Genomic DNA, 21,244 nt, shown 5'->3' with positions numbered 1-21,244 from the left:
ATCTGCCTCGTGGTGTATTTAGTTTTTAGTTATTAATTTTTGTTTTTTGGAGTAATACCGCTCTTTTGCAGTAGCAAGCGATCCGAATCAGGCTGCTTGCTGCTGCAAAAGTTCTCTAGAAGCGGGAGAACCCTGCCCTTATTCTTACTGAGTACTTGTGGGTTTTCAGCCTATGAGCGTCTAATACTCACAGGACTTACGCAAAGCTTATACATATACAGTACTTACGCAAAGCTTATACATATAGCCTTCTTGTCGGTTCAATCCCCTGTGGTTGCCCTCAGATGTCGCGCAAGTTGCGTAAGTTCTGATATAGCCTTCTTGTCGGTTCAATCCCCCTGTGGTTGCCCCAGATGTCGCGCAAGTTGCGTAAGTCCTGACTCAGTTTGAGGTGAGAAAGACATTCCCTTGCCGTTAGCGCGTTCCTGCGCCTTGACTATTGTCCGAGAACCCTTGATTGGGCGGTTCGTAGGTTTGAATTTGTGTAGTATTATCGGGAGTTCTGCTGGTGAAGTTAACTTTAATATTGAGCAGTTGCAAACAAAATATTAAGATAACTATACCTGTGATTTTCATTAGTAGATGACCCATAAAATCTTTGTTAGTTTTGGAAAATGGGTTTAAATGCTATTTTTTGATTTCTTGGTTATAAATTCTAGGTTCTTATGCTAATAAACTGGATGATTTACTTTAAATAGTTTTTCAAATAGAGTTTTATCTTATATACTAATTAAATATGTTAGGTATAGCGCTGACATCAACCTTTGTTGCTCCAAGCGAGAAATTCGACCAGTAACAAATGTCTGATAAATCACTTGCTCGATGGTGAACTGGGGTAGATAAAGGTGAGATTGCATCTTGCTTTGTTGAACTCGATGCTTTTAATTATGAAGGTTTTATAAAGAGCATCTAGTGATAGAAACCTATAGCAAAATGTGACATTATTGCTGTAAATATTTGATTGAAATCCCCAAGTTTGAGTGATGGGCTTGACTCACAAAATGTGACTGGCTCTTCACGGCTTTGTGATCTCGATCGTAGCTAGAAACCGGGTGCATCCCAATCAGAGCCAAAATATCTAGCGATGTTCGCGATCGCGGCTACGCCAACCCCCTTACTCCTCTTCAGAATAACTATGCATTACCCAAATCTGTTGAAATCATGTAGAGGTGAAGCATTCGCGCAGAAATATTTGGGTTGAACAGGACTTATGCAAAGCTTTACATATAGCGCTTTGTAGGGGCAATCCCCCTGTAGTTGGGTCTTTCAGATGTCGCGCAAGTTGCGTAAGTCCTGTTGAAGTGACTTGTACAAGGCGCGAATGCTTCACCCTCAACCTGAGAATCTCTATACCCAGCATTTATACTTAGCAGATAGCCGAAGGGGAGCTAACCAGGGATAGATGCAATCGTCTGTTAGGCTGCAAGATATCAGAATAGTGAAAGGGCGAAAATCCGACAATGGAAAGAGGTTTGTTGTGGCTGCCCCTACTGGCAGCGTTTACCTGGCTGGCTTGGCAAGGCTGGAATGAGTATCAAAAAGTTGAAGCTTATCGCCTCTGGGCACAGCAGTTTGAGCGATCTAAGTACGATATCTATGCGGTGCTGGCTCAAAATGACAGCAATTTGACCTGGGGAAAACCCACGCGCCAAGGTCCGGTGGAGGTGCAAACGTTTTCTCTGAAGGATGTCAAAGCGATTCGGCTGCTGGTAGATGACAAGCCTACAGATTTAGAAGCACTGCCCAGTAAAGGTCGTGTCGCCTCGTTGGAATTTGTCTTTGCACCAGCAGCTTCGGTGAAAATCCCTTTTACTGAAATCCCCCTCGCCGCCGAATGGGGAAAGTTTCTACAGCAGGAATTACAAAACTTGGCAGAGGGGAAAGTGTAGCGATTCTCTGGCAAAGAGGCAAGGCGGGTTTTGGACTTCTATGGGATGGCGATCGCTCATTTCTCCGATGTATGGAATGTCAGCGCCAAAAAAACCCGTATTAACGGGTTTATAAGCGATCGCACTACTTAAAGGGAAAAACTAAACTATTAAAGAACTTCTTTCATGGACTTGACATCATATACGGGTTGCTATGCATAGATTCTGCTTGAGAAAATTGCTTTTTCAGCCTCCGACAATCCGTAAAACAGAAGTGTGCTAGTAAAGGAGAAATTAAAAAAATTGGCTTCCTAACTTTCAGACTTTTTCAACTTACTCGTTTTTCTGAGTGTGTTTTAAATTACAATTGCTTCAGCTCGTTTCTGCGGATCTTCGTGCGAATATTCGTAGGAAAGTTTAAACCGAGGAATTCCCAGTTGACAACCTTGCCATCCACCTTGAACTGTTACGCCAAGGGTTTGACAACAGCCGCCACGTCGTCCCATCGGGTTATAAAATTGACAATAGCGACAGGCTGAAACTGGCGAATTTAAGGGTTTCATAAAGTATTTCCTTTGAGGAACCATTTCAAAAGCAAGATTGATCTGTCTTTATAAAGTATGCGATCTGATTTTTACAATCAGCTATAACTTGTACGATATCCACTTAAAACATTGCATTTCATCATAAAAAGTCATTAAGTTGCTTAACTTAAACATGAGCAGTAACTTACCATAGATTAAGCAATTGCAACATTGCTCAAAACTAACTGTTATCAAGCATTCTATAGACTGGATAAAATTCTCCCACTCCCAAACAAACGGTTGTCGATTGGTTAGAGAAAATTTATAAAGAAAATCCGATTACTTTAATTCTCCTTTTTAAGGGTGGCAATAAGATTCCGGCTTCTTTTTAAGGTACCCTAGGGGGAAATACAGTTCACTACCGAATCGTTGTAAGTTGGATTGAGCGATCAAACCCAACAAATGCTTATGAGTGTTGGGTTTCGTTCCCTCAACCATTCCCTACGTAGGTTGGGATTTTTAGCTTTAAGTGAATCGTATGGCGCTAGGGGGAACCTGCGCCTAAAGTAAAGATTTTTGTTTTTAATATTTACTTTATGAATCGCTTCTTATCGATACTTCTTTTCAACAACAACACAAGAATCGCACCCATTGCTAACCCCACACCATGCGCCCAATACCCAACGCCCACGGGATTGACGCCACCGGAAATATTTAAGCTACCGATTCCATAAAACATCTGCTGAATAAACCACCAGAATAGATAAAACAAAGCTGGCAGTTCAATGGGGATAAACACAATTACCAGTGGCAGGATGGTATCAATTTTTGCCTGGGGAAAACTCAGAAAATAGGCTCCGAGGACAGATGCGATCGCGCCATTGGCTCCAATTAATGGCATCGTCAAAGTAGAGTCCAGCAAAACTTGTACTATGCCCGTCAAAATGCCACCCAGCAAGTAAAGTAGCAGAAACCGCCTATGTCCGAGAAGATTCTCCACACTCTTTCCAAAAACAAATAAGAATAGGAGATTACCCAAAATTTGACCAAAGCTGCTGTGGAGAAACATCGCCCATAGCAGGGAACTGGAAAACATCAGCAAGGCAACCCACGCTGCTGGATTTTCCCCAGTGAGGGCATCTGAAATCACAGCACTTATTCGGGCAGGAACGATACCCCAGTGTTCGATAAAAGCGCTTAGTTTACCTGCAACCTCTAGTTTTAGCTCCCACAGAAACAAAGCAACATTGATTCCGATCAGGGCGTAATTAACAATCGGTTTGCTGCGACTGGGGATGTTATCAGCAATAGGAATCATAGATTGGTAGTTTCTGGAAACGCAAAGGGCAAGAAAGGTTTATGCAAAGGTACACCAACAGGACTTACGCAACATCACCACATCTGAGGCAACCACAGGGGGATTGAACCCGAAAAAACGTTATATGTATAAGCTTTGCGTAAGTCCTGACCAAGTAAAAGATTATTGACTTTCTAAATTCTTGGCGTTTTCTTGGCGCTTTCCTTGGCGTAACGAGAGCGTTTCAAAAAAGACAACTTATCCCAACTGACTAAATAAATCTGCCAAAACAACATTAGAAAATAAAAATCCTTCCGGATCGGTTAATCTCAATCGTCCATTTGGTGCGAGTTTCTGGGCGTCAAGCGCGATCGCTTCCCCGCTTTCGCCGACAATTTCTACCCAACCTTGCTGGTAATAGGGTTGCAAACACGTCCAAATTTGTTGCAGCGTCTGTTTGCCAAACTGTTCGGCTAAGGTTGATAAACTGAGGCCCTCTGCTAGACGCAACCCCAGCATCAATGTTTCCAACAGTACTTCAGATGCCAATGTTTGAGGACAATCCCACACGCCACCTGCTTTGACTATCTGTTGCATCCATTCGTAATATTCCCGTGTTTTGCGGGGACGGGTGAACCGGCACCCTTGCAAATAACTGGCGGCACCCATGCCAAAGCCATAGTAGGGGCGGTTTTCCCAGTAAACTCGATTGTGGCGGCATTGATGACCGGGTTTGGCATAATTAGAAATTTCATAATGCTCGTAACCGGCACTGGTGAGAACTTGCTGCGCCAGTCGGTACATCTCGGCAGCAATTTCATCTGTGGGAAGAGGTTTGGCACCGGGTTGATACTGACGCCCAAAGGCAGTGACGGGTTCGACTTGGAGATCGTAAATTGAAATATGAGTGGGAGCGATCGCTACTGCCGTTTCTAGAGACTCCTGCCAATGTTCCAAAGTCTGATGCGGCAAACCAGAAATCAAATCCAAGCTGAATTCGGGAACCCCCACTTTGCGGACTAGCTCCACAGCTGCAAAGATATCAGAGACACCATGCGATCGCCCGCACACTTCCAACAGTTCTGGCTGAAACGCCTGTACCCCCAGACTGATTCGATTCACTCCATCTGAGCGGTAGCCTTGAAGTTGTTGCCAGTCAAAGGTGCCTGGGTCCATCTCCATTGAAATCTCAGCATCGGTGGCAATGCCAAAGCAAGCATCAAGTTGAGTCAAAATTTGCTTTAGTTGTTGCACCGATAACAGCGAAGGAGTACCGCCTCCAAAAAAAACTGTTTTTAGGGAATTTCCCCATGCTGGTGTAACTTCAATTTCTTGGCACAATACCTTAACATACTGCTCAATTGTGCCAGAGTTCTTACCAGTCTTGCGATCCCCTACCACAGACACTGGAAAATCACAGTAAAAGCACCGGCGTCTGCAAAATGGAATGTGGAGATAAGCAGAGCTGGGAATACCCAAATCAATATTTTTTCTGTCCGGGATTAAATAATTTAATACCATGTTTGCATCAATACTCAATATAGCGATGAAATACTTAAATATTTGATTAACAGTTGTTACTTTACTGAATCGTTGTCAGTTCTTTTCTTATCCTAGCAATAATACGCCAAGCCTATACCCATTATTGTTTCCTGCCTTCTGGAAGCAATATAATTGGCTAATTTTTCGGAGTTGTTCTTTTTAATAAAAAAGAAGTGGCTTCATCAAAATAACTCAAATTGGATTAAATGCTGATGTTAAATCAATTGTCATCCGTAAGGGTGAAGGCAATAACACAAAAGATATAATAAAACCAATGTAAATTTGTATCATTTCCTGAGAGCCGCTTTCAGGAATTGAAGCAATCATCCCAAACAACTGGAAAAAATGCTTGACGCAATCATTATTCTTTTATTCATCCTAGCAGCGGCGGGAATCGGGTTCGACGCGATTGAATTACTGCCCAGCGGTGCCCTACATCAAGTCAGCAATCAGGACGCTTTACGCTGGATCTTCGCCGGGTTTGCCGCCCTGGTTGGGGGTGCTGCCGGTTTACTCGTGCAGACGACCTATCGACGCTTGGAAAAGAGAGTCCGAGAAATGCCGATCGAGGTCATTTTGACCAGAGCAGTCGGCTTGGTGATCGGCTTATTAGTCGCAAACTTGATGCTGGCACCCGTTTTCTTGCTACCAATGCCCTTCGATTTTGCTTTTATTAAGCCCCTCGTTGCCATTTTAGGCAGCGTAATGTTTTCCTACTTGGGGGTCACTTTAGCAGATACTCACGGTCGTTCCTTCTTGAGGCTGATTAGCCCCCACAGCGTAGAAACGATGTTGGTAGCAGAAGGAACCCTCAAAGCTGCCTCGACCAAAGTTTTAGACACCAGCTGTATCATAGATGGTCGCATTGAAGAACTGCTGAACACTGGCTTTATCGAAGGTCAAATCCTCGTACCACATTTTGTCTTGCAGGAACTGCAACAGCTGGCAGATGGTTCCAACGATTTGAAGCGAGTCCGGGGACGGCGAGGGCTAGATATCCTGAACCAAATGAAGGATGCTTACTCAGAGCGGATCGTGATCCACTCCGCCGACTACGATGAAATTCCCAAGGTGGATGCGAAGTTAGTCCGTTTGACGCAAGAAATCAATGGTACTTTGCTAACCAACGACTACAACTTGAGTAAGGTTGCCACTTTGCAGAAAGTGCCGGTGCTGAATATTAACGATTTGGCTCAGGCAATTCGGGCAATTTATCTGCCTGGTGATAGCCTGGACATCAAAATTCTCAAGGGTGGCAAGGAACCGGCTCAGGGCGTCGGCTATCTGGACGATGGCACAATGGTGGTTGTGGAAGACGGGCGCGACTACATGGGTGGCGAAATCCGAGTAGTGGTAACAAGTGCCTTGCAGACTTCGGCGGGGCGAATGATTTTTGCTCGCCCTCAAGCGTCCGTTGTGGCTTGAAGTGGCGATCGCTACTGGTGGCACCTAGAAAGCCCAGAAGCCGCACTCTTAGCTGCACTCTTAAAATTATCAACGCCAAGAAAGGTACGCAGAAGTAAATTGCTTCCTCTGCGTACCGAGAGCGTTAAAAAATCCTACTCCTGCAAAATAGTTTTAGACACAATCCGCGTCTTCTTCCTATCTGCTTCCGAAAGTTCTTCACCCGATTGCAGCCTCGTGGCGCTGGTTTGGAGAACCGTCGCGGCTCCCTTATCTCCCATTTGCAGGGCAGTTTTGGCAGCAGTTTGTAACATCGTCGCCGCACCCACGCGATCGCCTTGTTGCAATTTCGCCTCTGCTAACTGAGTTTGTCGGTATTTCGCCAACGCCAAAATAGACTGTTGCACCTGAGGATTGGGTGCGGGTTGGTAACTCTGGACAACATTCGCCTCGACTAAGACCCGTTGAGAAAGTAGCCCCATTTTATCCTGGGCGGGATCGTCGTAGCGGACTTGTACCTCAGCGATCGCTTGATGCCCTGGGGTCAGCTGGCTGACGTAAAGATTCGCCAAAATGACTCGCGGTACATCTTTCATCAAGTCTCCCAGACGTACCATATAGCGCTCTCCTTCTGGTTGCACCGGCAGTTCAATGGCATCTGGAGCAACTTGGGCAATGGGTTTGAGTTCTGCTAACCGTACTTTCGGCATCAAGGAAAGCAACAGGTAGGCATTTGTCAACCCCACCGCAGAGATCCGATTAAACAAGCGTCCAAACTCATCGACTGCCTGTTCGGGACGCTCAATATACGACAGCGTACCGCCACCCGCATCGGCAATTTTTTCCAAAATATCCTGGTTCCAGTGAGCGCCAAATCCCAATGTATTCAACGTCAGGTTGTAGCCAGTCGCCACTTGGGCAAATTTCAGACAGCGGTTGTTGTCGCCATGCTCATTTTCGCCATCTGTTAACAGAAAAGCTTGAGAAACCGTTTCCTTTTTGCCCTTCGCCAGTTCTTCAATTCCCAGTTTTAAACCCTCATCAATCGCAGTACCGCCATCCGCACTGAGCCGATTTATCTGTTTTTTAATGTTTTCTGGGTTGTCAATGACTTGGTTAGGGACAAGAACTTTGGCTCGGTGATCGAAGGCGACAACAGAGATGCGATCGCCCGGTGCGAGACGATCCACAAGACCGATCGCTGCCTGTTTCACCGTTTCCAGGGGGCGTCCATTCATCGAGCCACTGTGGTCGAGAATTATACATAAATTGAGCGGGGCACGATCTTCAAGATCCCCAGCGATCGCAGAAATCGAAATTTCTAGTTGACGCTGGCTACTCGCTTGAGTCGCGTCAATATTGATATCATTCAAAGCAGGCTGTAAACCAACTCTCATAGCACGCTCATTCCTGGCAGAACAAGAAGGGATCGGAGTAACCACAAGACTAAACGCTAACGCTCCGGAAAGGGAACCGTAAAATTACCCCAACCGCGACCGGGCTTATTTTCTACAATAGCTTGCAGCCCAACATGGCGGAAGCGGTCAGTCAAAAGATCGCAACTCTTTGCAGAAAACGCGATCGCTGGGGTGGATTTTACCCATCGCCTTTCGCAAAAACCGACACTTAAACTCAGGTTTCCCTGTTTAAAAACCCAAAAATTGGGAGATTTGAAGACCCACTTTCCGGCGTTCCGTCCCAGAAAGCCCACCTACAGCAGCTAAAGCGACATCAAGCCACCCTCAACCTTACTAAAAGCGGTAAAGGGAGTAAAACTGCTAGAATCCAGTCAGTACGGTGGGGCACACCGGAATTTAATGTCAAATTAAAGATAGCACCACTATTGCAGCTTTCCGATACGCCATGAACTCACCCATCCAGGCTGTTCAAGCTCCCTACTACGGCGGCGATAGCTTCTACCGGACACCGCCTCCAGACTTACCGTCCCTGATCTTAAAGGAGCGGATTGTCTATCTGGGAACGCCATTGGTGCCAGAGGTAACGAAACTAATCATCGCCCAACTGCTGTTTTTGCAGTACGAAGATTCTGAAAAACCGATCAAAATCTACATCAATTCCACTGGCACCTCGCGTTACGACGGCGAACCGATTGGCTTTGAAACCGAAGCCTTCGCCATCTGTGACACGATGAACTACATCAAGCCGCCCATTCATACCATCTGTATCGGTTCGGCAATGGGAATGGCAGCAATGCTACTATCTGCTGGGACTAAAGGTTATCGCGCTAGTCTGCGCCATGCCACAATTATCCTGCATCAGACCAAGAGCTACGCTCGCGGTCAGGCGACGGATATTCAAATCCGAGCCAAAGAAGTGCTGGCTAATAAGACAACCATGCTGGATATCCTATCGCGCAATACAGGTCAGACCCCTGAAAAAATTGCTAAGGATATGGATCGACTCTTCTACATGACACCGGAGCAAGCTGTAGGATATGGCTTGATCGATCGGGTTCTAGAGTCTAAATCAGATTTACCAACACCGCTTCCCGCTGGTGTCATCTGAAGAATTAAAAATTAAAAATTAAAAATTTGAATGTCTTCATTTTTAATTTTTAATTTTGCATTTTTAATTCTTTGGATACCAATTTTCACTTTTTACGAACGGAGTTCTACATCATGCCTATTGGCTACCCTAGAGTTCCCTACCGGATGCCAGGGGGACAATATACCGAGTGGATTAACATCTACGATCGCCTTTACCGGGAACGGATTATTTTCTTGGGCGAAGACATTGACGATGAAATGGCTAACCAGATAATTGCCGTGATGCTTTATCTGGATTCGGAAGATCCGGGCAAGGACATCTATCTCTATATCAACTCTCCGGGTGGCGTAGTCACGTCTGGCATGGCGATTTATGATACCATGCAGCACATCAAATCAGAGGTGGTGACGATTTGTGTAGGCTTAGCGGCATCAATGGGTTCATTCCTGCTGACCGCTGGGACAAAAGGCAAACGTCTCGCTTTGCCTCACTCGCGGATTATGATTCACCAACCTTCTGGTGGTACGCGGGGACAAGCCACAGATATTGAGATTGAGGCGAGAGAGATTCTGCGGATTCGTCGCCAGCTGAATCAGATTTATGCTGACCGGACGGGTCAGCCTATTGAGAAAATTGAGAAGGACATGGATCGTGACTTTTTCCTGTCTGCCCAAGAAGCGAAGGAATACGGTCTAATTGACCGTGTTATCGAAGAACGTCCGAAGTAATGAGTGATTAGCTGTTAGCTGTTAGCTGCTTGACGGGTAGGTAGCCGCAATTGTAAACTTGGGCTTCCGACAAGATTCTCAAAAGCTAATAGCTAACCGCTAAAAGCTAATGGCTAGAAATAAACTCCCGACTATCAACAAAGATTAAAGACTAATTGATTAGATGATTCCTCTGATGAACCTCGCAGATTGTTACCGGGTGTTGGGGTTAAGATCAGGGGCATCTTTTGCAGAAATTAAAGCGTCTTACCGACGTTTGGCACGGCAGTATCATCCCGACGCAAATCCTGGCGATCGCCAAGCGCAGGATAAATTTATAGAGTTGACGGAGGCTTACAAGTTCCTACTTGGCGTGGTAGATAAGTCTGAGACGGTTGAGAAAGTATCCCATCAAGAACAGACCGCTGCACCGCCTCCTCAACCCGCCGTTACGAAGGTGACTCGCAAAGAGACGCCAGTTCAAAAACTTCCCGACTTGTCGATAATTGAGCAACAGCTGAAGTGGAGTTCTTATCAGCAGTTGCAGCAGTTGCTGAAAAATCGCCGATTTCCCCGCGCGATCGCCCTCATCGAAGGACTCGCTCAACGTCTGCCAGAAGATCCAGAAGTGCGTCAGTGGCAAGCGATCGCTTATCAACGTTGGGGGCGTCAGCTGATCGCTGAAAAGCAACTGGAAAAGGCAAGAATTTATCTAAAAAAAGCCCTGAAAACCGACCCCCACAATCGCTCTCTCTGGGCAGAAGTAGAACGAGATTTTCGCCGCTTAGAGCAGATTTTTTGAGGCTTTAGCGACCTGGAAATCAAAATGATTTTTCCGGTTTGCAATTTCCTAAATTCTTAACTTTATCTGGGGGATAGTCTACAGGTACAAAGGTGTAACTATCAGTCGCACAGTTAGGTGGCACTACTTTTACTAGGGTAGAAATAGGCTCTTTGCGATCGCCACCTTGAAAACTAATCACACCTGTAGCTCCTTGGGCTTGGAAGTTTGTGTCTGCTAAAACCTGTTGTACACTAATACGGCTCGGTGATGATTGTGTTGGTTTTTCTAAAGCCTTTATCAAGGCAAGAGTTCCATCATAAGCCGTAGCAGTACGCCAACTTACATCTCCTTTCCATAACTTTCTAGCTGCCTGGGGAAATTCTTGGTTGGGGCTGTCCATTTGATGCCAAGGTACAACTACCACGAAACGGTTTGAGGCATCTTTCCCTAACAGTTGTAAAGTCTCAGGATTGTAGAGAGTACTGCCTCCCCCTATCCAATTACGACCCTGATTAGCTTTGATTAACTTTAAGGTTTTATCAACGCCATAAGTAGTGGTTCCACCATCGGGAAATACGGCAAACGCTGTAGCTCCTTGTTTTTTTGCGTGAGCGATCGCAGCAGCGGCATTGAAAAGAGGATTAGACAAATCAAACTCCATCACTACCTTTTTGCCGCTATTTGTGAAGCTATGTAGAAATTGATTTCTTAAAGATTGGCTGAAACTGCTCTGCGGAGCGTAAAAGATTGCTGCTGTATTCTGACGGGCTTCTTTAATTAGGTAGTTAGTTAAAAATTTGGCAGTCACCTGCGTATTAGCTACAGTGCGAAAGAAAACATGATTGGGAATAGTACCCCATTGTGAAAGTTCTTCCGATGTGCTACCCGGAGAAATCACTACCAACCCGTGCTTTTGATAAACAGGCATAGCTGCCAGCGTCACTTCACTTGCATAGTGACCGACGACCGCTAGAAGATCCTCTTTCAACACCAGTTTCTCTGCAATTTGTCTAGCTTGATTGCGGTTATTAGCATCATCTGCAATCACTACTCTAAGACCAACACCATTAATCTTTTTCCCCTGATTGATTTCCTCCTGCGCTTGGGCGACTCCTCGCAGAATTTCCATAGCTGTGTCTGGACTTTTGTCTATAGGAGCAACCACAGCGATTATGTAAGCTTTTTGCTTTCCAAGTCTGGCATTATTCAGGTAAATTAAAGTTTCAGGATCGCTTGGCTGTTCGTCCCGTGCCTTATTTAGTAAATTAACGGCTTGTGCATATTTACCACGGGCAAATTTTTGTACCCCCTGTTGCTTAAACGATACTTCATGACCTGGAATCAAAACTTCTTCCCCACAACTTAAATCGTCTTCAAGCTTTGAATCACAAGCTGTAGCTGTCGAAAGTTTCTGAGGTTTCTGAGGTGGCAGGATCGCGAACCGATAGATTACTGCTACTACTCCTGATAGAAGAATTGCACTCATTACTAGAATTAGTACAAGCTTTGTATTTCCTGAGTTCAAAATTCTTGTACGTTCTTCGTCTGAACGATTGTCGCCAGGAGGCAAAGTAAGAGTATCGTCGGAAGGTGGTGTCCGCCGACAACTGTTGATTTGCGTTTCAATTTCCTCTAAGCGTTGCACGATTTCTTGGGCATTATTAGGTCGATTCCCTGAGAAGGGAGCCATCAGGTCATTAATTAAAGTTGCCAACTCTGGTGAAACCTGTGGGGCACTGTTTCGCCAATTCAACTGACCTGTTTTGGGGTTTTCAGGCAGATCGTGGGGATGTATGCCTGTCAGCAAATGAATGAAGGTGCGCCCCAAAGCATAGAAATCAGATTTGGAAACAGCTCTACCATCGGCTTGTTCTGGGGGTGTATAGCCGTGGGAAATAATTACTGTGCCATCCCTTCCGGCTAACTTGTGCAAGTAGGTTTCTGTGGCTTCCCGGACTGCGCCAAAATCAATCAACACCAGTTGATTGTCAGGTCGCAGCATAATGTTAGACGGCTTAATATCCCGGTGGAAATAGTTGCTTTGATGAACTTGCTGCAATATTTCTGCCAGTTGTTTCAACCAGGCGATCGCTTGCTTTTGGCTGATAGGTTGATGGTTCCGACTGCTCAAGCATTCTTTTAAGTTTATCCCCTCAATTTTCTCCATCACCAAGCAGTGCAAGGGCTTTTCGCTATTTAGGTGACATAGCTGGAAGTATCCATCTGCCTCTACTTTGGGAATCCCTTGATGATTCAGCTTCTTTAGAACTTCGGCTTCCCGCTGGAATAGGCAGATTGCCTTCTCATAATCAGTGAGCAAAATTTTCAGGACTTTTTTTGTGCCTTCCCGACGCACGTCCTCCACCTCAAAGGTTTGACCAAAGCCTCCTTTGCCCAGACGTTGGATGACCCGATAGCGCCCTTCCACTAAACTTTCGGAGCCACAGTCAGGACAAGTGCTTTGATTACCTGGTTCGTTGAAATTGCGGCAGTTGGGATTAATGCAATAACTCACGGCAAACACACTATCCCGATTTGAGTGGGAATGTTATAGAATTATAACTTCTATAGCAATCCTAAATGATTTGCACTCTCCCTGTAGAGACGCGATTAATCGCGTCTCTACACTAAGGCGAATACTCGCGCACAACTTAAATAGGATTGCCATAGCGCCAAATAACTTTATTGTTCAACCGCTCGTTAATTAATCTTTCTTTTAACATACCTTCTCACAACTGGCTGAAGCGTATAAATAACTTCATTGCCTTCGATTTGCTTTTCTATCAGCGAACGACGTTCTAATGCTTGAATCGCTTCCATAATTTCTGAAGTTGAAACCTTTACATTGATTTCTCCTTTTAATTTAAGGATGGAGCTGGGATTGAGATTAGTAGCTAAATTAAACATTATTTCTTTTTGAAAATTTGATAATCGTTGCCAGGAAGTATCTAAAATTAGATGGATGTCGCCTAAAAAAATCGTTTCTAGTTTTAGGAAATCAGAAACTTTACCAGCAAAGGAGGCTTTTATATAACTGGCAATAATATTTAAAATTAAGGGATTCCCTCGATAGATTTGAAAAAGGTTTTTCCAGTGGTTCTCGTCTGACAAACCTTTGGCTCTAAATATTTGCCAAGCGTCTGTATCATTGAGATCGGACAGGAGTAATGAACGAACGAGTGGGGTTTCTCCCTGCATTAATGCAACTTCATTAGGTTGCTCCCGACCGATTAGCATTAAGCAGCTGTTGTGGCGCTCTCTTCCCACCCGTCTGAATAGTTCGCCGTAGCCTTCATATCCTTCTCGATAGTACCCAGTTGCTTGACCAGCACCTAGAATTGTTTCGACTTCATCCAAAATCAGCAGACATCGGTGCGAACCCGTGGAAAGAGTCGTCCCTTTGGGATATCGCAGAGACTCAATTAGCTGGGAGATTCCGCGACCAATATCTTTTGGTAAATCGATTGACTGCCCGTTGGAAAGAAATCGGAGCAAGTCTGCTAAAAGGTCCTCTAATGATGGGGCAGAACGTAGCGATCGCCAGATGAAATAATTAAACTCATTCTGAATTTGCTCGGCTAGCATCACGGACAGGGCTGTTTTGCCAATTCCCCCCATGCCGAACAGCGTTACTAGGTGGCAATTATCGGCGACAATCCATTTCTCAAGCAGAGTCAGTTCTTCTGTGCGCCCATAGAAACCAGAGACATCAGGCGCTTCACCCCAATCAAGTATGGGCATCTCACGCGCTTCTGGTTCTTCAACTGCACCTGCATCAACAATCTCCTTCCAGTTGCCGATACCGACAGCTTCGCAAATATTAATAAAAGTCTCTTGCTGAATGGGTTTTTTCTGCCAAAACCGTTTCAAGGTTGCTTGCGTAGTCAGGGCAGCCTGCCACCAAGAAACGGTCATTGTTTTTGTCCAGCCTTTCCTTTTTCTGGCTTTATCAACGCTTTCTAGTCCGCGTGCAGATGCTCTCTCGGAACCCGCCATACGTTAAGCTCTTTATCACAATTCTCGCTTATTCTGGCTCACCTTTCGGTGCAGCGATCGCAGCAGTACCCTGAAAACTGAGCCAAAGAGTCAGCAAAAAAGTGAGCCGTGAAGCTGAAGCGTCTCTGGCAATCTGAGAGTATGGCAAGCAGCATCCCAGTATTGGTCGAGGTAATAGTGCGAGTAGCAGAATCATCGTGATATCCACTAGCTGTTTTGCAGACAAATCTAGCGCGATCGCACATGGCAACGTTAACGCGATCGCTCGCCTTCTGGGAAGTCTGTCCTTCTTTACAGAGATCGCCAGTCCGGTCTTTAAGAAGATTATGCAACCGAATCAAGCCCTAACCTACTGCAATGTCATGGAACTGCTAGTTGCTCAAGAAGTACACCGGCAACTCCAGCAGCTACCGCCAAAGTTGGTCAAGTATATCAATCCAGCACAAGCGATCGCCTACGCCCTGAATCGTCTGCCTGCCCTGTATGCGACCAGTCCCAGAGGATGGTATCTACAGCAGCAACGGGCTAAAGCTAAGTTAGCACCTCAGATTGTCGTGGCGGTAGGTCAAGCATTGGCGGCTGTGCAACAAGATCCCTTGAACGTGGCAATTCCCCTCAACTTTGCAGAAAACGCTGAAAACATCGAAGAAAGTGCATCTGATTCATCTGATGCGGATGTTGAAGAAGCCAAAAGCCCCGATTTCTTCCTTTCTTGGGTGCGATCGCTTTTTGGATTAGGGGGTATTAACAAAGCGGATGGTCGGCTAAAGCGCTAATCTAATGCCAGCACCCTCTAGTATCAGTTCCTATGTCCACTGAAGCGATCGCTGTCACCGTCAAATTATTCGCCGCCTATCAAGAAGCTTATGGCGTTTCAGAACTGGTGCTGAAAATCCCTCCAAATACAGCCGTTTCAGCGATACTAAATAAATTTGCTTCCGAACATCCAGAGCTTGACAAATGGCGTCAAATTACTCGCTTTGGCGTTAATTTTCAATTTGTCGAACCAGACACCATTCTGCATGATGGCGATGAAGTCGTGCTGATTCCCCCCGTTAGCGGCGGTTAGGAAAGGCAAAAGTTAAAAGCAAGAAATTCGGTCTTTTCATCCCAATTCATCCCAAATCCGCTTTAATTACCTCTTTTTCTCAAATCTGCGACTGCGGAGTTCGTTTGCATAGCCCCAGCCTTCAGACTGAGGGCTAAATTTTGTATCCTAAATAACATTTAATCCCGACTAAAAGAGTCGGATATGTTTGACGGGTATTTTTGCCTGTGTTAGTATCAACCGAACGACGGACGTAAGGAGTGTAAATACCCATGATCCAGGCAACCCAGTCAACAACGGCAACCTTTAGAGCGCTGAAGTGTAAAGAGTGCGGCACCGAATACGAACTCAAGGCAACTCATGTCTGTGAGTTCTGTTTTGGCCCTCTGGAAGTAACCTACGATTACGATGCTCTGCGCCGCACCGTAACTCGTGAAAGCATTCAGGCAGGGCCAAACTCAATTTGGCGCTACCGTTCCTTCTTGCCAGTCGCCACAGAAACGCCGATTGACGTGGGAACTGGCATGACACCACTGGTAAAAGCCCATCGCTTAGCTCGTCGTCTGGGTATTAAAAATCTTTATATTAAAAACGATGCCGTCAATATGCCCACCTTGAGCTTTAAAGATCGGGTGGTGTCGGTAGCTTTAACAAGAGCGCAGGAGTTAGGATTCACTACGGTGTCCTGCGCCAGTACGGGTAATTTAGCGAATTCTACCGCAGCGATCGCTGCCTACGCCGGTTTAGACTGCTGCGTCTTCATTCCCTCCGACCTGGAAGCAGGTAAAATTCTGGGTACACTCATCTACGGTCCCACCGTCATGGCAGTTCAGGGCAACTACGACCAAGTAAACCGCCTCTGCTGCGAAGTTGCTAATACACAAGGTTGGGGATTTGTCAATATAAATTTGCGTCCCTACTACTCAGAAGGTTCCAAAACCCTCGGCTACGAAGTAGCAGAACAGCTAGGCTGGAAACTGCCGGATCATATCGTCGCTCCGCTGGCATCTGGCTCTCTGTTCACCAAAATCTACAAAGGATTCCAAGAATTTATCAACGTTGGACTGGTTGCTGATAAGAGCGTCCGCTTCAGCGGTGCCCAAGCCGAAGGTTGTTCCCCCATTGCCCAAGCTTATCGGGAAGGACGCGACTTCGTAACCCCCGTGAAGCCGAATACAATTGCCAAATCAATTGCCATTGGCAACCCAGCCGACGGGGTTTATGCGCTAGAAGTAGCCAGGAAAACCAATGGCAACATCGAATCAGTCAACGATACTGAAATTGTGGACGGCATCAAGCTATTAGCTGAAACCGAAGGTATTTTTACCGAAACTGCTGGCGGCACCACAATCGCCGTGCTGAAAAAATTGGTAGAAGCGGGTAAAATTGATCCCGAAGAAACTACCGTTGTTTACATTACCGGCAACGGACTGAAAACCCAAGAAGCGGTGCAAGGATACATCGGGGAACCCCTGACAATTGAGGCGAAGCTGGAGAGTTTCGAGCGTGCATTAGAGCGTTCTCGGACACTCGAACGCCTCGACTGGCAGCAAGTCCTGGTTTAATCGCTATCAGTTTTTTGTGATGAGTCATTAGTTCCTACTGGGTTGCTAATGACTTATCACTCATGACTACGGATGAATGACTACTGAATAATCTTTAACTATGACAGTCAAAGTTCTCGTTCCTACTCCTCTCCAGAAGCTTACAAACAATCAAGCCACTATTCAAGGCAATGGCAGTACGATTAGTGAATTGCTCGAATCCTTAGAGCAAAGCTTTCCTGGCATCAAAGTGCGTTTGTGCGATGAAAATGGTGAGCCACGTAGATTTGTGAATTTCTACGTCAATAGCGAAGACATCCGCTTTTTGGAAGGAACTCAGACACCCCTAAATGAGGGTGATGAGGTGAGCATTGTGGCAGCGCAGGCGGGAGGCTGATCCAAGCTAGGATGAGCAGTAAAGGATTTCCATCCCGAATAGGGATTTTTAATCCTATCCCCATTCACGCTGCATACATTTAAAAAAATCACCAACTTGCGGATAAGTCCAATGGCAGAAGAAACGAATCACAATGACGCCGGAGAGGTGGCTCCTAGCACTGTTGACAAGCAGGCTCCTAGTGTGGCTGAAGAAAATGCTCCCAGTACGGATTCTGACGTAGCAACCGACATTCCGACAGCAAACGCACCCGCTCCAGAAGCTGTGAATCCAGAGGTGAATCCGAATGCGGCTGGAGAGAAATCTTCTACAGAGGCATCAACCCCAGATGACTCGGCTCAGGTTCAACCAGATGTTCAAAAAACCGCTCAAGCTGCTAAAGAGGATAAGCCAACGGGTGCCAAAGCTGCTAAAGCAGATAAGCCAACAGGTGCCAAAGCTGCTAAAAAGGACGAGTCGCCAGAAGGGGATAAGCCAGCTGCTAAAGCGGCTAAAAAAGAGAAGGCACCTGCGGTAGAAGACAAGCCTTTTGTTGAGTTTATTCAACAAGACTATTTACCAGCTTTGAAAACAGCACTTGAGAAAAAGGGCGTCCAAAATTTAGAGCTGAAGTTTGACAAGAAACCGCTTCAAGAAAGCTCAGAATGCTGGCAAGTCAACGGGAGCTGGCAAGGGGGAAAGCGGAACTTTAACCTTTATTTTCCCGAAGAAGACATCCAAAAACAAAGAGCTTTTTCCTGTTTTGAAGGCTCTAGACCCAGTATAATTGAGCCTTTCTTGTGCGATGAGCGCAAGATTACGCTGGATTTAATGGTGTTTGGCGTGACGCAGCGGTTGAATGCTCAAAAGTGGCTGGAAAGAAATTAGTCGGGGAAGGTGATTAGTCATTAGTCATTAGATAATCACTAATGACTAATGACCAATTACAACTCAATAAATTCATAAATGACAACGCCAGTTTCTGGGTGATTGTCAACCATGACGTAGCCACTTTTGAGCATTTCTTTCAAGGTGGCTTCTACCTTGGCAAAGCTCACACCTGTATCCATCACCGCTTGGGTAACGGAAAGTTTGCCACCTCTAGCAGCAGCGGCTTTCACAAGTTTAACCATCAGTTGATCGCGGGTAAGATCCTGTTTGGTAAGAGCGATCGCTGGTGGCGATAGAGGTACGCCAGTGGAGGATACCCCCAAGCGGTTTTGCGAGTTGGCGTTATGTTCTTCCACCATGCCGGGAATCAGGAATAAATCCACGAACTGCCCGACGCCAAACAAACCCCACGTAAACAGCCACAGCAGACCCGTGCCAATTTTGCCATTGTACAGGCGATGCAGCCCCGCTATCGGTGGGGACAACAAACAAGCTAGCCAAAGAACATAGGCAGTCGAGACGTTCTTCATAAGATTCCTAGCGCTTGAGATGTCCTAACTTCAATCATAGAATTTTGTTCTTAACTCTTGCATCTAGGAATTGAGCAGCGAGAACTCTCAAGATGTCACAAAACTTGACAGCGTGTAGCAAGTCTTAACGTAACAAGTGCGATCGCTCTCCTGTAGATTGGTAGACTGGAACGCAAGCCTTGAGTTAAAGCGACGGAATCATAATAATAAGAGAAACAAGAGAGACAAAGAATATGGTGGATTCCCTCAAAAAACCCAGCTTTGAAGAATTAAGACCAGGGGTGAAAGTACCTGCGAAAGAAACCCTACTGACGCCCCGGTTCTACACCACCGACTTTGATGAAATGGCGAAGATGGATCTGTCGCCAAATGAAGATGAACTCAAGGCGCTTCTGGAAGAGTTCCGCGCTGACTACAACCGTCACCACTTCGTGCGGGATGCCGAGTTTGAACAATCCTGGGATCATATCGATGGGGAGACGCGCCAGTTATTCATTGAATTTCTAGAGCGTTCCTGCACGGCGGAATTTTCCGGCTTCCTACTCTACAAAGAACTCGGACGCAGGTTGAAGGACAAAAACCCCCTTTTGGCAGAAGGCTTTAACTTGATGTCGCGGGATGAAGCTCGTCATGCTGGCTTCCTGAATAAAGCGATGTCAGACTTCAATCTGTCATTAGATTTGGGATTTCTGACCAAGAATCACAAATACACCTTCTTTAAGCCGAAATTTATCTTCTACGCTACCTATCTGTCCGAGAAGATTGGCTATTGGCGGTATATCACCATTTATCGGCACCTAGAAGCACATCCCGAAGACCGCATTTATCCCATCTTCCGCTTCTTTGAAAACTGGTGCCAGGATGAAAACCGACACGGCGACTTCTTCGACGCCGTAATGAGAGCGCAGCCCCAATTCTTGAATGATTGGAAGGCAAAGCTGTGGTGTCGCTTCTTCCTGCTGTCAGTGTTTGCGACGATGTATCTCAACGACATCCAGCGTTCCAAATTCTATGCAACACTCGGTCTGAATGCACGGGATTATGACATTCACGTAATTCAGAAAACCAATGAAACCGCAGGACGGGTATTCCCAGTAATTCTGGATGTAGAGAAACCAGAATTTTACGAGCGCCTAGACGTGTGCATCAACAATAATGAGAAGCTGAGTGCGATCGCTAACTCCAACACCCCCAAATTCCGGCAATTCTTCCAGAAGCTACCCCTTTATGCTTCTAATGCTTGGCAGCTGGTGCGCCTGTACCTAATCAAGCCGATTGATATGACTTCTGTGCAAGGTAAAGCCCGCTAATTTTGAGCATCTTCCCTCAACTAAAGTGGTTCTGCACTAAGCAGAGCCACTTTTTTTAGAAATTGAAACCCAAGCGATCGCAGAGGTTTACGCAAAGGAGTCACGATCCATCTTCCTTTGCGTACCTCTGCTGTTCCCTTTGCGTACCTCTGCGTTGAAACTTCAAGATTTTTGCTGGAAATGAATTTATCTCAAAACACCCTTCAACGACCCATCTGGCTAGTAACAATCAGCATTTGCTTAATGGTGGGGATCTCGCCTACCCAGGCTCAAACCCAGACTCAAACCCAGCCGCCAGGAACGCCCAAGCCAGAGGCTAGCGAGTTGGATTTAAGTCCAGAAATGATTGAAAATAGTCCCGTTTTGCAGCGTTGGCGGCGAGACGTGCCGAATGTGTTAGAAGAAATTCGCAATGACCCCAGCTTTCGGACTAGGGTGCGCCTCGGCTACTCCCAGTTTCCTTCATCTGGGCAAGCTGGGGGAGCCAATATTGGTGTGGAGGACGTGTTTATTGGTCGCACCGGCTTAACCGTCAGCGGCGATTATCAGACTGCGTTCAATAGTCAGCGCGAGGCTTATGGAGCAGATTTACGTTACTATGTACTTCCCTTGGGCGGCTACGTCAACATCGCCCCCCTCGTGGGCTATCGGCATTTAGAAACTGACCGATACTCAACAAATGGCTTAAATGTCGGTGCTAGGCTGATGTTAGTTTTATCTCGCACTGGTGCAGCCGATATCTCCTTAACTCAGAGTTGGGTTGCTCCAGCAACGAATGAAGAAGTCGGTATCACAAAGCTTTCGGTAGGCTATGCCTTTACCCGTAACCTGCGCTTATCGACAGACATTGAGAAGCAAAATGCCAGACAACACAAAGATAGCCGGGTTGGCATCGTACTAGAGTGGATGCCTTGA

22 protein-coding genes are annotated in these 21,244 nt (G+C 46.0%); 12 read left to right on the top strand and 10 right to left on the bottom strand.

Annotated features, from left to right (window positions below):
- Positions 1–414 precede the first annotated feature (414 nt).
- A complete protein-coding gene (locus AC2VDX_RS02555; protein WP_378178574.1) occupies positions 415–591 on the bottom strand; it encodes a hypothetical protein in 177 nt (58 codons plus the stop codon).
- 869 nt (positions 592–1,460) lie between these two features.
- Here AC2VDX_RS02555 and AC2VDX_RS02550 point away from each other — a divergent pair.
- Entirely contained in the window at positions 1,461–1,889 is a 429-nt protein-coding gene (locus AC2VDX_RS02550; protein WP_378178576.1) for a hypothetical protein, read from the top strand.
- Between the two features lie 335 nt (positions 1,890–2,224).
- On the opposite strand, the gene AC2VDX_RS02545 is transcribed toward AC2VDX_RS02550, so the two are convergent.
- The 3 genes from AC2VDX_RS02545 to hemW form a co-directional block, all read right to left on the bottom strand.
- Positions 2,225–2,431 (bottom strand): hypothetical protein, encoded by a 207-nt coding sequence (locus AC2VDX_RS02545; RefSeq protein ID WP_378178579.1) that lies wholly within the window; start codon positions 2,429–2,431, stop codon positions 2,225–2,227.
- A gap of 550 nt (positions 2,432–2,981) precedes the next feature.
- The gene (locus tag AC2VDX_RS02540; protein ID WP_378178582.1) at positions 2,982–3,710 is read right to left on the bottom strand and encodes a rhomboid family intramembrane serine protease; all 729 of its coding nucleotides are present in this window, start codon (positions 3,708–3,710) and stop codon (positions 2,982–2,984) included.
- A gap of 237 nt (positions 3,711–3,947) precedes the next feature.
- Positions 3,948–5,210, bottom strand: coding sequence for a radical SAM family heme chaperone HemW (gene hemW, locus AC2VDX_RS02535; protein ID WP_378178585.1), 1,263 nt, complete (start codon positions 5,208–5,210; stop codon positions 3,948–3,950).
- Between the two features lie 366 nt (positions 5,211–5,576).
- Here hemW and AC2VDX_RS02530 point away from each other — a divergent pair, with 366 nt between their 5' ends.
- Positions 5,577–6,656 (top strand): PIN/TRAM domain-containing protein, encoded by a 1,080-nt coding sequence (locus AC2VDX_RS02530; RefSeq protein WP_378178588.1) that lies wholly within the window; start codon positions 5,577–5,579, stop codon positions 6,654–6,656.
- Positions 6,657–6,790: 134 nt separating this feature from the next.
- Here AC2VDX_RS02530 and AC2VDX_RS02525 read toward each other — a convergent pair whose 3' ends face one another.
- Complete coding sequence (locus AC2VDX_RS02525; RefSeq protein WP_378178591.1) at positions 6,791–8,032, bottom strand: vWA domain-containing protein; 1,242 nt, start codon at positions 8,030–8,032, stop codon at positions 6,791–6,793.
- Positions 8,033–8,088: 56 nt separating this feature from the next.
- A complete protein-coding gene (locus AC2VDX_RS02520; protein ID WP_486928085.1) occupies positions 8,089–8,346 on the bottom strand; it encodes a hypothetical protein in 258 nt (85 codons plus the stop codon).
- 152 nt (positions 8,347–8,498) lie between these two features.
- Between AC2VDX_RS02520 and AC2VDX_RS02515 the strand changes: the two genes are divergently transcribed.
- From AC2VDX_RS02515 to AC2VDX_RS02505, 3 genes are all read left to right on the top strand, one after another.
- Positions 8,499–9,161, top strand: coding sequence for an ATP-dependent Clp protease proteolytic subunit (locus AC2VDX_RS02515; RefSeq protein ID WP_378178594.1), 663 nt, complete (start codon positions 8,499–8,501; stop codon positions 9,159–9,161).
- Positions 9,162–9,274: 113 nt separating this feature from the next.
- Positions 9,275–9,871 (top strand): ATP-dependent Clp protease proteolytic subunit, encoded by a 597-nt coding sequence (locus AC2VDX_RS02510; protein WP_378178597.1) that lies wholly within the window; start codon positions 9,275–9,277, stop codon positions 9,869–9,871.
- A 175-nt stretch (positions 9,872–10,046) separates the two neighbouring features.
- Positions 10,047–10,652 carry a J domain-containing protein gene (locus tag AC2VDX_RS02505; protein WP_378178903.1) on the top strand — a complete coding sequence of 202 codons (606 nt, stop codon included), beginning with the start codon at positions 10,047–10,049 and terminating at the stop codon, positions 10,650–10,652.
- 19 nt (positions 10,653–10,671) lie between these two features.
- Here AC2VDX_RS02505 and AC2VDX_RS02500 read toward each other — a convergent pair whose 3' ends face one another.
- From AC2VDX_RS02500 to AC2VDX_RS02490, 3 genes are all read right to left on the bottom strand, one after another.
- A complete protein-coding gene (locus AC2VDX_RS02500; protein WP_378178600.1) occupies positions 10,672–13,149 on the bottom strand; it encodes a bifunctional serine/threonine-protein kinase/ABC transporter substrate-binding protein in 2,478 nt (825 codons plus the stop codon).
- Positions 13,150–13,334: 185 nt separating this feature from the next.
- The gene (locus tag AC2VDX_RS02495; RefSeq protein ID WP_378178603.1) at positions 13,335–14,549 is read right to left on the bottom strand and encodes an NB-ARC domain-containing protein; all 1,215 of its coding nucleotides are present in this window, start codon (positions 14,547–14,549) and stop codon (positions 13,335–13,337) included.
- Between the two features lie 119 nt (positions 14,550–14,668).
- On the bottom strand, positions 14,669–14,962 hold the full coding sequence (locus AC2VDX_RS02490) for a hypothetical protein (protein ID WP_378178606.1): 294 nt from the start codon (positions 14,960–14,962) through the stop codon (positions 14,669–14,671).
- Here AC2VDX_RS02490 and AC2VDX_RS02485 point away from each other — a divergent pair.
- The 5 genes from AC2VDX_RS02485 (at position 14,957) to AC2VDX_RS02465 (ending at position 18,486) form a co-directional block, all read left to right on the top strand.
- Entirely contained in the window at positions 14,957–15,406 is a 450-nt protein-coding gene (locus AC2VDX_RS02485; RefSeq protein ID WP_378178609.1) for a late competence development ComFB family protein, read from the top strand. The two genes, AC2VDX_RS02490 and AC2VDX_RS02485, sit on opposite strands and share 6 nt — an antisense overlap.
- A gap of 32 nt (positions 15,407–15,438) precedes the next feature.
- Entirely contained in the window at positions 15,439–15,699 is a 261-nt protein-coding gene (locus tag AC2VDX_RS02480; protein ID WP_378178612.1) for a MoaD/ThiS family protein, read from the top strand.
- A 251-nt stretch (positions 15,700–15,950) separates the two neighbouring features.
- Entirely contained in the window at positions 15,951–17,243 is a 1,293-nt protein-coding gene (gene thrC / locus AC2VDX_RS02475; protein ID WP_378178615.1) for a threonine synthase, read from the top strand.
- 100 nt (positions 17,244–17,343) lie between these two features.
- Positions 17,344–17,619: a MoaD/ThiS family protein gene (locus AC2VDX_RS02470; RefSeq protein WP_378178618.1), complete on the top strand. Its 276-nt coding sequence runs from the start codon at positions 17,344–17,346 to the stop codon at positions 17,617–17,619.
- A gap of 111 nt (positions 17,620–17,730) precedes the next feature.
- Complete coding sequence (locus AC2VDX_RS02465; protein WP_378178621.1) at positions 17,731–18,486, top strand: DUF2996 domain-containing protein; 756 nt, start codon at positions 17,731–17,733, stop codon at positions 18,484–18,486.
- A gap of 56 nt (positions 18,487–18,542) precedes the next feature.
- Here the strand turns inward: AC2VDX_RS02465 and AC2VDX_RS02460 are convergent, their stop codons facing one another.
- Complete coding sequence (locus AC2VDX_RS02460) at positions 18,543–19,019, bottom strand: TM2 domain-containing protein (protein ID WP_378178624.1); 477 nt, start codon at positions 19,017–19,019, stop codon at positions 18,543–18,545.
- A 233-nt stretch (positions 19,020–19,252) separates the two neighbouring features.
- Between AC2VDX_RS02460 and acsF the strand changes: the two genes are divergently transcribed.
- Together acsF and AC2VDX_RS02450 are read left to right on the top strand one after the other, a co-directional pair.
- Positions 19,253–20,329, top strand: coding sequence for a magnesium-protoporphyrin IX monomethyl ester (oxidative) cyclase (gene acsF / locus AC2VDX_RS02455; RefSeq protein ID WP_378178627.1), 1,077 nt, complete (start codon positions 19,253–19,255; stop codon positions 20,327–20,329).
- A gap of 243 nt (positions 20,330–20,572) precedes the next feature.
- Positions 20,573–21,244 (top strand): hypothetical protein, encoded by a 672-nt coding sequence (locus AC2VDX_RS02450; protein WP_378178906.1) that lies wholly within the window; start codon positions 20,573–20,575, stop codon positions 21,242–21,244.

The organism is Coleofasciculus sp. H7-1, assembly GCF_057473865.1.
This window is presented reverse-complemented; position numbering and strand designations above follow the sequence as displayed.